This window comes from Actinoallomurus soli, from assembly GCF_024055715.1.
In the GTDB taxonomy this organism is placed as follows: Bacteria; Actinomycetota; Actinomycetes; order Streptosporangiales; family Streptosporangiaceae; genus Actinoallomurus; species Actinoallomurus soli.
In genome coordinates this window covers 1-11472 of record NZ_JAMXMV010000028.1, presented here as the reverse complement: position 1 = coordinate 11472, position 11472 = coordinate 1, and the positions used below count along the sequence as shown (strand labels likewise).

Sequence of the window (11472 nt, the reverse complement as noted above, 5' to 3'; positions counted from 1 at the left end):
CCGGCTCAGCCGCCCCGCAGGGCCCTGCGGGCCGCCCGGTCCGCGCGCCGGTGGCCGTGGAAGTGGCCCGGGTGGTACAGGTGCGAGCGGGTGCCGCCGGCCTCCAGCGCGGCGCCGACCAGCACGAGCGTGTGCTTCCACAGCTTGTGCTCCTTGACGGTCTCCTCCAGCGCGTCGAGGCGGCAGCGCACGATCAGCTCGTCGGGCCAGGTGCACTGGTAGGCGACCACGCAGGGCGTGTCCGGCGGATACCCGCCCTCCAGGAGCTCCTCCTGCAGCTGCCTGGACCGCGCCGCCGACAGGAACAGCGCCATCGTCGTGCCGTGCCGGGCGAACTCCCGGACCTCCTCCCCCGGCGGCATCGGCGTCTTGCCCCCGCCGAGGCGCGTGAGGATCACCGACTGGGCGACCTCGGGGATGGTCAGCTCCCGCTCCACGGCGGCGGCGACGGCCGAGAAGCTGGACACGCCCGGGACGACCTCGGTCTCCAGGCCCAGCGCGCGGCAGCGGTCGAGCTGCTCCTGCAGCGCGCCCCACAGCGCCGGGTCGCCGGAGTGGATCCGCGCCACGGTCAGGCCCTCGGCGGCGGCGCGCTCGTAGTACGGCAGGACGCCCTCCATGGGCAGCCGCGCCGAGTCGACGATCTCCGCCTCCGGGCGGGCGTGCTGGAGCACGTCCTCGTGGACCAGGCTGGCCGCCCAGATCACCACGTCCGCCTCGGCGATCGCCTTCGCCGCCCGGAACGTCAGCAGGTCCGCCGCGCCCGGCCCCGCTCCGACGAACACCACGCGTCCGGTCATGGGACTCCCTTCGTCGGCCTCATGACCGAAAGTGCCGTGCTCGCCGATTTCCTCGCCCCGCTCGGTCATGGACGTCCCCCGTTCAGCTTGCCGCCGGTGACGGTCCGGCGGCCGGGCACGATCAGCGTCGACAGGTACGGGACCGGCCCCTCCAGTTCCTTCGCCGCGCGTACGTCCTCGTCGGGCAGGCCGAGCCGCGCGCCGTACACCGCGTCGTCGAGCCGGCCCGCGTCCCGTACGGCCGCCAGGGTCTCCTCGGCGACCCGGCCGAACTTGTACGCGACGACCGTGTCCCGCGTCTCCAGGGCCGTCCGGAGGCGCGTGGCGCCGCCCGTCAGCGGCAGCAGGCACAGCGACTCGTCGCCCTCGGTCAGCACGGTCCCCGACCGCGCGGCGAGGTCCTGCATCGCGGTGACGCCCGGCACGGTCTCGACCTCCACGCCCGGCTCCCGTTCGCGTACGGTCCGGGCGAGGTAGGTGAAGGTGGAGTAGACGTTCGGGTCACCGATCGTGGCGAACGCCACCGTCCGCGCTCCGCCGGCGAACGCCTCGACCACCCGGCGCGCGGCCGCGTCCCAGGCGCCGACCCGCCGCTCGCTGCGCCCGCCCCGGTCGTTGAGGGCGAAGACGACGCGTTCGGCCCGGTCGGTGTACGCGCGGACGACGGACTCGGCGCGGCCGGGCTCGTCCAGGGCCATCACGGGGACGAGGACGACGTCGGCCTCGCGCAGGATCCGGACCGCCCGGACCGTGACGAGCTCGGGGTCGCCCGGCCCGACGCCCACGCCGATCAGGCGTGGTCTGTCCGATTTCATGTCAGTTCACTCTCCAGCAGGCTGAACAGCACGGCGTCGACCCGTCCGGCCGGGATCACCATGGCCTGGCGCAGCACGCCCTCCCGGGTGAAGCCGGCCTTCGCCGCGACGCCCTGCGACGCCAGGTTGCCGACGGCGGCCAGCAGCTCGACCCGGTGCAGGCCCTTCTCGAAGGCGTACGCGGCGGCGGCGCGCGTCGCCTCGACGGCGTAGCCCTTGCGCCGCGCCCACGGCGCGATCCAGTAGCCGACCTCGACGCGGCCGTCGGCCCAGTCCGTGCGGCCCAGGCCGACGGTGCCGGCGAACCGGTCCCCGGCGACGATGGCGAAGTTGACCCCCAGCGTCGGATCGACGTGCGCATGCGACACGCACCAGGCCAGCGCGGTCTCGGCGGTCTGGGCGGGCGCCCAGGGCATCCAGCGGAGGATCTCCGGGTCGCGGCTCGCCGCCAGGACGTCCGCCGTGTCGCCCTCCTCGAACGGGCGCAGCAGCAGCCGCTGGGTCTCCAGCAGCACTCCCATGTCGAAGGTCATCGGCACGCTCCTGCGAAACGGCTCGCCATCTCCGGACTACCAGCCCAGTGGAGATGAAGGTAGGAGGCGAGGCGGAGAGGGGCGGCGAATCCCTCCGGCCCGGCCCCGGGCCAGCGCCAGGCGGCCGCGGCGTCCGGCCCGCGCCGCACCGCCGTGCGGTGGAACTCGTGGCCGCGGAAGCGTTCGCCGGTCCGCGCGACCGGCGAGTCGGTCACCGCGACCGCCTCGCGGTAACCGAGGGTGAGGCGGGACGTCATGGACGCCTCGGCGTCGACGACCCCGCACATCGGCGCGCCATCGAGCGTACGGGCGAGGTAGAGCAGGCCGGCGCACTCGGCGTAGATCGGGCCGCCGAACGCGGCGACCTGCCGGCGCAGCGGCTCGTTGGCGGCCAGCTCCGCCGCGTACATCTCGGGGAAGCCACCGCCGATCACGACGCCGCGCGTGCCCTCGGGCAGCGTCTCGTCGCGCAGCGGGTCGAAGGGCACGACGTCCGCCCCGGCCGCCGCGAGCAGCTCGTCGTTCTCGGCGTACCCGAACGTGAACGCCGGACCGCCCGCCACCGCCACCACGGGACGCGCGGCGCCCTCGGCGGGGCCCGCCGGCCGTACGGCGTCCTCTCCCGGAGCCGCCGGACGGCCCGCCGCCGCGGCGGTGAGGTCCGCCGTGGCCGGGTCCCAGGGGCGGGCGCCGATCGGCGGGGCGGCGTGCGCGAGGGCGAGCAGGCCCTGCAGGTCGCAGGACTCCGCGACCAGCGCGCCGAGCCGCTCCACCGTCCGTACGGCGTCGGCGCGGCGCTCGGCCGCGGGGATGAGGCCGAGGTGGCGCGACGGGGTGTCGGCGTCCGCGTTCCGCCGCAGTGCCCCGAGCACCGGCAGGCCCGTCTCCTCGATCGCCGCCCGGCAGATCCGCTCGTGCCGGTCCGAGCCGACCCGGTTGAGGATCACGCCGCCGATCCGCACGGTGGAGTCGTAGGTGACGAACCCGTGGACGAGCGCGGCGATCGAGCGGCCCGCCGAGGAGGCGTCCACGACCAGCACGACCGGCGCGTCCAGCAGCCGAGCGACGTGCGCCGTCGAGGCGAACCCGCCCCCGGCGGCCTCCGCGCCGTCGAACAGCCCCATGACGCCCTCGACCACGGCGACGTCCGCGCCCCGCGCGCCGTGCAGGAACAGCGGCGCGACGAGATCCTCCGACGTCAGCCAGGGGTCGAGATTGCGGCCCGGCCGCCCGGCGGCGAGCGCGTGGTAGCCCGGGTCGATGTAGTCCGGCCCGACCTTGTGCGGGGAGACGTCGAGCCCGCGCGCGGTCAGCGCGGCCATCAGGCCGGTGGCCACCGTCGTCTTGCCGCTCCCGGAGGCGGGGGCGGCGACGACGATCCGCGGCATCCTCACCGGACCGCCCGCCTCGGCAGGGAACGCGTCACCACTCGATGCCCTTCTGGCCCTTCTGGCCCGCGTCCATGGGGTGCTTGACCTTGCCCATCTCGGTGACGAGGTCGGCGAGCTCCACCAGCCGCGGATCGGCGTCGCGGCCGGTGATGACGACGTGCTGGTACCCCGGGCGGTCCCGCAGCGTCGCGATCACGTCCTCGACGTCCACCCAGCCCCACTTCATCGGATAGGTGAACTCGTCCAGCACGTACAGCGTGTAGGTCTCGGCGGCGAGGTCGCGTTTGATCTGCTCCCAGCCCTCGCGGGCGTCCGCCGCGTGGTCCTCCTCCGTGCCGGGCCGCTGGATCCATGACCAGCCCTCGCCCATCTTGTGCCAGGCGACCGGGCCGCCCTCGCCGGACTCGCCGAGCACCCGCAGCGCCCGCTCCTCGCCGATGCGCCACTTGGCGGACTTGACGAACTGGAACACGCCGATCGGCCAGCCCTGGTTCCAGCCGCGCAGGGCCAGGCCGAAGGCGGCGGTCGACTTGCCCTTGCCCGGACCCGTGTGGACGACCACGAGAGGGCGGTTGCGGCGCTGCCGGGTGGTCAGCCCGTCGTCGGGCACCTGGGACGGCTTTCCCTGCGGCATGTCAGTCCTTCCGGCGGCGGTGGTGGCGGGGCGGGGTCGAAACGGCGACGGAGCCGGTCGCGGGGACGGCGGCGGCGCCGGTCCGGGGGATGGTGGCGGCGCGGCGGGTCACGCCGCGGCCCGGCGGTCGTGGACGACGCCGGTGAGGGCGTCGGCGGCCAGTTCCTCCAGGCGCACGGCCTCGGCTCCGAGGCGGGCGGCGATCCCGCCCGCGAGCCCGAGGCGCACCGGGCCGCTCTCGCAGTCGACGACGACGGAGGTGACGCCGCGCAGCAGGCCGGCGGCGCGCAGCGCATCGGCCGGGGAGCCGTGGGTGGCCCGCCCGTCGGTCACCAGGACGAGCAGGGCGCGGCGGGCGGGGTCGCGCAGGCGTTCGGTGCGCAGCACGTCGGCGGCGCGGAGCAGGCCGGCGGCGAGGGGGGTACGGCCGCCGGTCGGCAGCGTCTCGAGGCGCCGCGCGCCGGCCTCGACGGAGGAGGTCGGCGGCAGCGCCAGCTCGGCGGACGTCCCCCGGAAGGTGATCAGTCCGACCTTGTCGCGGCGCTGGTAGGCGTCCATGAGGAGGCTGAGCACGGCCCCCTTGACGGCGCGCATCCGCTGCCGCGCGGCCATGGAGCCGCTGGCGTCGACGACGAACAGCACCAGGTTGCCCTCGCGGCCCTCCCGGACCCGCTCGCGCAGGTCGCCGGAGCGGATGACGAGGCCGGGGCCGGAGCGGCCGCGGGCGCGCTGGTGCGGGGCCGCGGCGAGCAGCGTCGCGGTCAGGTGCACCGACCGCGTGCCCGGCCGCGCGCCGGTCGTCCGGCCGTACGGGGTGCGGGCCCGCGAACGGCGGCCCGGCGCGCCCTCGCCGAGGCCGGGCACGGTGAAGCCCCGCGGCCGGTACAGCGCGTCGGCGGGCGCCGGCTCCGGGGACGCCTCCCGCTCGCGCCCGCCGCGGCCCTCGCCGGACAGGGCCTGCTCGATGTCGACGAGCGCCCCCTCCTGCGGCCCGGGGGGCTCGTCGCCGGGAGCGTCGGGTCCACCGCCGCCGGGGCCGTCGTCCGGACCGGGGTCGTCGGGGTCGGGGTCCTCCGGGTCCGTGCCCTCGTCCGTGTCCGGGGACGGGTCCCGCTCCGGCCGCGGGTCCGGGCCGGTGCCCTGCTCGGGAACGAGATCGGTCACCGTGTCCTCGCCGTACCCGGGATCCGGCGCGGGCTGCTGGTCGGCCTCGTACCCGCCGGTGTCCTCCAGGACCTCTTCGAGCCTGTCCTCGTCGAGGCCCGGCGCGTCGAAGGGGTCGCGGCGGCGCCGGTGCGGGAGGGCGAGACGGGCGGCGACGCGCACGTCGGCCGCGGTGACGACCGTACGGTCGTGCCAGGCGGCGAGGGCCATCGCGGCGCGTGCCATGACGATGTCGGCGCGCAGCCCGTCCACCTCGAACGCCGCGCACACCGCCGTGATCTGCCGCAGCGCGCCGTCGGGCAGGGCGACCTCGGGCAGCCGGGCGCGGGCCTGCTCGATCCGCCAGGCCAGCTCGGTCTCGGCGCGCGCCCACCCGGTCGCGAACGCCGCCGGGTCTGCCTCGTACGCCAGCCTGCGGCGCACGACCTCCGCCCGCTCCTCCGGGTCGCGGGTGGCGGCCACCTCGACCGTCAGGCCGAAGCGGTCCAGGAGCTGCGGCCGGAGCTCGCCTTCTTCGGGGTTCATCGTGCCGACGAGCAGGAACCGCGAGGCGTGCCGGACGGAGACGCCCTCGCGCTCGACGTAGGAGTGGCCCATCGCGGCCGCGTCGAGGAGCAGGTCGACGAGGTGGTCGTGCAGCAGGTTGACCTCGTCGACGTACAGCACGCCGCGGTGGGCGGCGGCCAGGAGACCGGGCTGGTAGGCCTGGACGCCCTCGGTCAGCGCGCGTTCGAGGTCGAGCGAGCCGGTCAGGCGGTCCTCGGCCGCGCCGATCGGCAGCTCCACGAGCCGGGCGGGGCGCACCCGCCGGGCGTCGTCCGCACCGTGCGGCCCGTCGGGGCACCGCGGGTCGGGCGCCTCCGGGTCGCAGGAGAACCGGCAGTCCGTCACCACCGCGACCTCCGGCAGCAGTCCGGCCAGCGCCCGCACGATGGTGGATTTCGCGGTGCCCTTCTCGCCGCGGACCAGCACCCCGCCGACGGACGGGGAGACCGCGTTGATCAGGAGGGCGAGCTTGAGGTCCTCCATCCCGGTGATGGCGGAGAACGGATAGGTGTTCACCCGGTGGTCGTCCTTTCCTCGGGTTAACGCGCCCGTAGGTGGCCTGGCATTCGGCGGCCGGAGTCTCCTGGCTCCCGGATCACCGCCCGCCCCCGGCCTTCCGGCTCACGCCGTGGCCTGCTTCTGGGGAAGGACTTCCCGGTCACAGTTGCGCGACAGCCCCGGATTCGCACCGGGTTCCTCCGCGTACCGCCGGAGGACAGCATGACATATCCGGCCTGACGCGCGACACCGCAGGTACGGCCCCCGTCCGTGCTCCGGCGCGCGGGCGGCGGGGTCTCCCGCCGGGTGCACGGCGGGTGCCCGCCGTCGCGGAGCGGCCGGGAACACGGCGGGAGCACGTTATCGCGGAGCGGCCGGCCGCTGCCCGGAGAGAAGCGATCTGCTTGAATAGAACTTGTTCTACTTTGGGAGGCGCGCGGATGAGGCTCGGCATCAACGTCGGCTACTGGCAGCGGGATCCGGAGGACGCGACCGAGACGGTGCTGGCCGCCGAACGGCTCGGCTATGAGTACGTCTACACCGCCGAGGCGTACGGCTCGGACGCCTTCACCACGCTCACCTGGTACGCCGCGCGGACCTCGCGCATCAGGCTGGGCACGGCGGTGGCCCAGATGTCCGCCCGCACGCCCGCCGCGACCGCCATGCACGCCCTGACCCTCGACGCGCTGTCCGGCGGCCGGCTCACCCTCGGCATCGGCGCGTCCGGCCCCCAGGTCATGGAGGGCTGGTACGGCGTGCCGTTCGCCCGCCCACTGGAGCGCACGCGCGAGTACGTCCGGATCCTGCGGGACGTGTGGCGGCGGGCGGAGCCGGTGACCTCCCCCGGCCCGCACTACCCGCTGCCGCTGCCGGCCTCCGCGTACGGGCCGGGCCGCGTGACCGGCCTCGGCAAGCCGCTCAAGTCGATCGTCCATCCGGTGCGCCCGGACATCCCGGTGTACCTCGGCGCGGAGGGGCCGAAGAACATCGCCCTGGCCGCCGAGATCGCCGACGGCTGGCTGCCCCTCTTCGTCGACCCGACGCGGATCGAGACGGTCTTCGGCGCCTCACTGGCCGGCCGCGCCGAGGGGTTCGACATCGCCGCGACCGTGACGACGATCGTCACCGACGACCTGGCGACCGCGCTGGAGTTCGCCAAGGTCCCGCTCGCCTTCTACATCGGCGGTATGGGGGCACGGGACCGCAACTTCCACCTGGACCTGATCGGACGGCTCGGATACGCCGAGGAGGCCGCGCGGGTGCAGGAGCTGTTCCTGGCGGGCCGGCGCGACGAGGCGATCAGGGCGGTGCCGGACGACCTGGCCGACTCGATCTCCCTGCTCGGCCCGATCGGCCGCGTCAGGGAACGGCTCCAGCTGTGGCGGGACTCCCCCGTGACCACGCTCCTCATCGCCGGGGTCAAGGACGAGCCGACCCTGAAGGCGATCCGCGACCTCGTACCCGCCTGACCGGGCCCCTCAGGCCCGGGCGCGGGACGGCATCCACAGGCCCGTCAGTCCCGGGCGCGGGACGGCATTCACGGGCCAAGTCAGTTCCAGGCGCGGGACAGCATCCACGTGCCGGTCGCCCGGTCGTGGCGCAGCTCGTACACGCCGGCCGTCCGGTCCGGGGTCGCCTCGACGCGCCAGAACTCCCGCTCGCCGCCCTCCGGGGCCTCCGGGTGGCGTTCGTGCCACCAGTCGCGGGTGGTGACCCAGCGGTCCAGCACCCGCAGCACCGTGTAGAGCTGGCCGCGCCAGACGAACCGGGACGGCCTGCCGTCGGCGAGCCAGACTTCGACGGGGTCGCCGTACACCCGGCTCATCGCCCACGACCCGGCGCGCCGGCGCGCCTCGCACGTCCATCGCTCGCTCCGCCCACGCGGGCCGCCCGCCTCTCGGATCGGTGACAGGGAGTGAGCCTGGGGGAAGGCAGGCGACAGATTCGAACATACGTTCGACCAAGGTGTTCGTCAAGCCCTTGACGCGCCCCCGCCCGAGAGCGACGGATCCAGGACCGGCGGGCTCCGACCGCGAACGCGGGCTCAGCGGGCGAGCGCCCGAGGTCCAGACCCAGCGGCGAGCGCCCCCGAGGCCCGACTCAGCGGGTGAGCGTTCGCGCGATCAGCTCGGCGGCGCGGGCGGGGTCGTCGGCGTCGGCCTGCCCGCCACCGGCCCACAGGTAGGACCATCGGATCCGGGACATCGGCATGGCGACCACCAGGACGCCGTGCCCGCTGGGCGGATCCACCACGCGCAGCATCAGGTCCTCGGTCAGGGACGCCTGAAGACCGCGCGCCTCGACTTCGCGGGCGAGCGCCTCCAGGTGGCGTCGCCGCGGCCCGAGCGCGTATCCCGAAGTGGCGGCCATGAGATGCCACCCCTCTCACGCTTTGGACGTTACGGCAGGAAGGGGTACGCCCTAGGGCGTTCAACAGGTAAGGTGCCTATCCGATGGTGGCAAAAGGTGCCCAGATGGCAACGGTGAGTGACCTCCCCTGTCAGGATGTCCCGCCTCACTTTTACGTGCAAGTATTTTCGGACCAATAGATCAGACGGATTCGGCATCACCCGTGCACAGTTCAACGGCCCCGACGCGGCCCGGCCGCAGGTTTCGGCGGCGCCGACCGCCCACCATCGGTCCCCATTCTCCTCGCATTACGCGCAGGACGCTCGCCATGGAGGTGCCTCATGTCCGATGGCCGTAGTCCCACCGTCCGCCGGCGCCGGCTGGGAATGGAACTGCGCAGGCTCCGGGAGGCCGCCGGCCTCATGATCGAGGACGTCGCGAAGCACCTCGAGTGCTCCATGTCCCGCGTCAGCCGCATCGAGACCGGCAAGTCCGTGGCGCGCATCCGCGACGTCCGCGACATGCTCGACCTGTACGGCCTGCCCGAGGGCTCGCAGCGCGACCAGCTCCTCGGCCTCGCCAAGGACGCCCAGCAGCGCGGCTGGTGGACGGAGTACGAGGCGGTGCTGTCCGCATCGGCGGGCCTGGACACCTACATCGGCCTGGAGGCGTCGGCCGCGTCGATCCGGACGTTCCAGACCCACCTCGTGCCCGGCCTGCTGCAGACGGAGGAGTACGCCCGTGCGCTGATCAAAGCGGGGCGGCCCGGCGAGACGCCGGAGAACGTCGACCGGCGCATCGCCCTGCGCACCCGCCGCCAGGCCATGCTCCACGAGTCCGGCTCGCTCGAACTGTGGGCCGTGCTCGACGAGGCGGTGCTGCGCCGGCCGATCGGCGGGGTGACCGTGATGCGGTCCCAGCTCATGCGGCTGCTCGAGGTCGGCGAACTGCCGGGCGTCACGATCCAGGTGCTGCCGTTCGCCCGCGGCGCCCACCCCGGCGTGGACGGCGCCTTCACGATCATCGGTTTCCCGGACCCCACGGACCTGGACGTCGTCTACATCGACTGCCCCGCCGGGAACATCTTCCTCGAGAAGGAGAAGGACGTCCGGCGCCACACGACCTGGTTCGACCATCTGCGGGCCGCCGCGCTGCCACCCGACGAGTCGGCCGAGTTCATCACGGCGGCGGCGGACGAGTTCAAGGACGCCTCCCCGTACCCGCGGAGATGATCCACGTGAGTGGCCATCCCGATCTCGTGGACGTCGGCTGGCGGAAGAGCAGCCGTAGCTCCAACAACGCCGACTGCGTCGAGGTCGCCGCCGTCGGCGGCACGTCCGGCGGCTGAGCCGGCGGCACCTCCGGCGACCGAGCCGGCGGCACCTCCGGCGACCGAGCCGGCGCCGCCCCGGGAACGGCCGCGGAGTCCCGCTTCCACGGCCTCACGGCCGGCGGCGGCCGGAGCGCCGTGGGGACGGGTTAGGGTCGGCGGCATCAGCAGTCGCGCAGAAGGAGACCGCATGCTGCCCTGGTCGGCCGACCTTGCCGGACGTATCGACGAACACGAGTTCACCAGCGAACTGCTGCGCGACAACCCCCTCGGCGATCCGCACCGCCGGCCGCTGTGGGTGTACGTCCCGCCGGGGTACGACGACGAGCCGGACCGCCGCTACCCCACCGTGTACGTCATCCAGGGGTACACCGGGCACCTCCCGATGTGGCGCAACCGCAGCCCCTGGCGGCAGCCCTTCCCCGAACTGGCCGACGGGGTCTTCGGCCGCGGCGAGGCCCCGCCCGTGATCGTCGTGTACGTCGACGCCTGGACGGCCCTCGGCGGCAGCCAGTACCTCGACTCCCCCGCCACCGGGCGCTACCACTCCTACCTGTGCGACGAGATCGTGCCGTGGGTGGACGCGCACTACCGGACGCTGCCCGACCGGGACCACCGCGGCATCAGCGGCAAGTCCAGCGGCGGCTACGGCGCGATGATCACTCCGCTGCTGCGGCCCGACCTGTTCGGCGCGCTCGCCACCCACGCCGGCGATGCCCTCTTCGAGGTCTGCTACCGCCCCGGATTCCCGAGGCTCGCCCGCATGCTGCGCGACTCCTTCGACGGCTCGATCGACAAGTTCCTCGCCGATTTCCGCGATCACCTCGCCGGCACCCGGGAGACCGACTTCCCGCTCATCGAGATCTACGGCTACTCCGCGGCGTACTCCGCCGACGAGGACGGCACCGTGCACCTGCCCTTCGACGACACCGGCGCGGTCGTCCCCGAGGTCTGGGAGCGCTGGCTGCGGTGGGACCCGGTGCTGATGCCGCAACGCCCGGAGTACGCCGAGGCGCTGCGCTCGATGCGAGCGGTCTGGATCGACGCGGGCAATCGGGACGAGTACCACCTCGACCTGGGCGCCCAGGCCTTCCGCCGCGCGGTCGAGGCCGCCGGCGTCAAGGACGACGCCGTGCACTTCGAGCTGTTCGGGGCCGGCCACGGCGCGATCGAGTACCGCTACCCGCTTTCGCTGGCCTGGCTCGCCGAGCGCCTCAGCCCCTGAGGCCGGCCCGCCCGCTCCGGCGAGAATGGCGCGGACCCCGACCGGGTGAACGAGCGACGAGCCGAAGTCGGCCTGGCCCGCTCCCGGGCGGTGGCGAGGGCCGGAGCCGCTGAGACCAGCAGCTCCCTGGTGACCGCTGCTGATAGGGCGCAGCGATCACCAGGGATCATCGGGCCGGAGTTCGCGG

Annotated in this window: 12 protein-coding genes and 1 riboswitch; of the genes, 4 read left to right on the top strand and 8 right to left on the bottom strand. The window is 74.3% G+C overall.

The window, feature by feature from the left end; translation table 11 throughout:
* Positions 1-5: 5 nt before the first annotated feature.
* The 6 genes from cobM to NDW01_RS37730 form a co-directional block, all read right to left on the bottom strand.
* A complete protein-coding gene (gene cobM / locus NDW01_RS37755; RefSeq protein ID WP_252829200.1) occupies positions 6-800 on the bottom strand; it encodes a precorrin-4 C(11)-methyltransferase in 795 nt (264 codons plus the stop codon).
* Positions 801-865: 65 nt separating this feature from the next.
* Complete coding sequence (gene cobI / locus NDW01_RS37750; RefSeq protein ID WP_252829199.1) at positions 866-1615, bottom strand: precorrin-2 C(20)-methyltransferase; 750 nt, start codon at positions 1613-1615, stop codon at positions 866-868.
* On the bottom strand, positions 1612-2148 hold the full coding sequence (locus NDW01_RS37745; RefSeq protein WP_252829198.1) for a GNAT family N-acetyltransferase: 537 nt from the start codon (positions 2146-2148) through the stop codon (positions 1612-1614). Before NDW01_RS37745 ends, cobI begins: the two co-directional genes overlap by 4 nt.
* A complete protein-coding gene (locus NDW01_RS37740; protein WP_252829258.1) occupies positions 2145-3536 on the bottom strand; it encodes a cobyrinate a,c-diamide synthase in 1392 nt (463 codons plus the stop codon). The genes NDW01_RS37745 and NDW01_RS37740 overlap by 4 nt, the downstream gene beginning before the upstream one ends.
* Before the next feature lie 34 nt (positions 3537-3570).
* Positions 3571-4173 carry a cob(I)yrinic acid a,c-diamide adenosyltransferase gene (cobO, locus tag NDW01_RS37735; RefSeq protein WP_252829197.1) on the bottom strand — a complete coding sequence of 201 codons (603 nt, stop codon included), beginning with the start codon at positions 4171-4173 and terminating at the stop codon, positions 3571-3573.
* 108 nt (positions 4174-4281) lie between these two features.
* A complete protein-coding gene (locus NDW01_RS37730; RefSeq protein WP_252829257.1) occupies positions 4282-6366 on the bottom strand; it encodes a magnesium chelatase subunit D family protein in 2085 nt (694 codons plus the stop codon).
* 71 nt (positions 6367-6437) lie between these two features.
* A riboswitch (cobalamin riboswitch) is annotated at positions 6438-6608 on the bottom strand.
* A gap of 213 nt (positions 6609-6821) precedes the next feature.
* Here NDW01_RS37730 and NDW01_RS37725 point away from each other — a divergent pair.
* Positions 6822-7850, top strand: a complete 1029-nt coding sequence (locus tag NDW01_RS37725; protein ID WP_252829196.1) for an LLM class F420-dependent oxidoreductase — start codon at positions 6822-6824, stop codon at positions 7848-7850.
* Positions 7851-7930: 80 nt separating this feature from the next.
* Here the strand turns inward: NDW01_RS37725 and NDW01_RS37720 are convergent, their stop codons facing one another.
* Positions 7931-8206 (bottom strand): DUF6504 family protein, encoded by a 276-nt coding sequence (locus NDW01_RS37720; RefSeq protein ID WP_252829195.1) that lies wholly within the window; start codon positions 8204-8206, stop codon positions 7931-7933.
* 275 nt (positions 8207-8481) lie between these two features.
* A complete protein-coding gene (locus tag NDW01_RS37715; RefSeq protein ID WP_252829194.1) occupies positions 8482-8751 on the bottom strand; it encodes a hypothetical protein in 270 nt (89 codons plus the stop codon).
* Between the two features lie 320 nt (positions 8752-9071).
* Here NDW01_RS37715 and NDW01_RS37710 point away from each other — a divergent pair, with 320 nt between their 5' ends.
* The 3 genes from NDW01_RS37710 (at position 9072) to NDW01_RS37700 (ending at position 11285) form a co-directional block, all read left to right on the top strand.
* Complete coding sequence (locus NDW01_RS37710) at positions 9072-9962, top strand: helix-turn-helix domain-containing protein (RefSeq protein ID WP_252786693.1); 891 nt, start codon at positions 9072-9074, stop codon at positions 9960-9962.
* A gap of 5 nt (positions 9963-9967) precedes the next feature.
* Positions 9968-10078: a DUF397 domain-containing protein gene (locus NDW01_RS37705; RefSeq protein ID WP_252829193.1), complete on the top strand. Its 111-nt coding sequence runs from the start codon at positions 9968-9970 to the stop codon at positions 10076-10078.
* 172 nt (positions 10079-10250) lie between these two features.
* Positions 10251-11285, top strand: coding sequence for an alpha/beta hydrolase (locus tag NDW01_RS37700; RefSeq protein WP_252829192.1), 1035 nt, complete (start codon positions 10251-10253; stop codon positions 11283-11285).
* Positions 11286-11472: the final 187 nt, after the last annotated feature.

What these genes read in the sequence shown, in the direction of transcription:
- cobM (WP_252829200.1), bottom strand. Translation starts at nt 800, where the DNA reads ATGACCGGACGCGTGGTGTTCGTCGGAGCGGGGCCGGGCGCGGCGGAC.
- cobI (WP_252829199.1), bottom strand. Translation starts at nt 1,615, where the DNA reads ATGAAATCGGACAGACCACGCCTGATCGGCGTGGGCGTCGGGCCGGGC.
- NDW01_RS37745 (WP_252829198.1), bottom strand. Translation starts at nt 2,148, where the DNA reads ATGACCTTCGACATGGGAGTGCTGCTGGAGACCCAGCGGCTGCTGCTG.
- NDW01_RS37740 (WP_252829258.1), bottom strand. Translation starts at nt 3,536, where the DNA reads ATGCCGCGGATCGTCGTCGCCGCCCCCGCCTCCGGGAGCGGCAAGACG.
- cobO (WP_252829197.1), bottom strand. Translation starts at nt 4,173, where the DNA reads ATGCCGCAGGGAAAGCCGTCCCAGGTGCCCGACGACGGGCTGACCACC.
- NDW01_RS37730 (WP_252829257.1), bottom strand. Translation starts at nt 6,366, where the DNA reads ATGGAGGACCTCAAGCTCGCCCTCCTGATCAACGCGGTCTCCCCGTCC.
- NDW01_RS37725 (WP_252829196.1), top strand. Translation starts at nt 6,822, where the DNA reads ATGAGGCTCGGCATCAACGTCGGCTACTGGCAGCGGGATCCGGAGGAC.
- NDW01_RS37720 (WP_252829195.1), bottom strand. Translation starts at nt 8,206, where the DNA reads ATGAGCCGGGTGTACGGCGACCCCGTCGAAGTCTGGCTCGCCGACGGC.
- NDW01_RS37715 (WP_252829194.1), bottom strand. Translation starts at nt 8,751, where the DNA reads ATGGCCGCCACTTCGGGATACGCGCTCGGGCCGCGGCGACGCCACCTG.
- NDW01_RS37710 (WP_252786693.1), top strand. Translation starts at nt 9,072, where the DNA reads ATGTCCGATGGCCGTAGTCCCACCGTCCGCCGGCGCCGGCTGGGAATG.
- NDW01_RS37700 (WP_252829192.1), top strand. Translation starts at nt 10,251, where the DNA reads ATGCTGCCCTGGTCGGCCGACCTTGCCGGACGTATCGACGAACACGAG.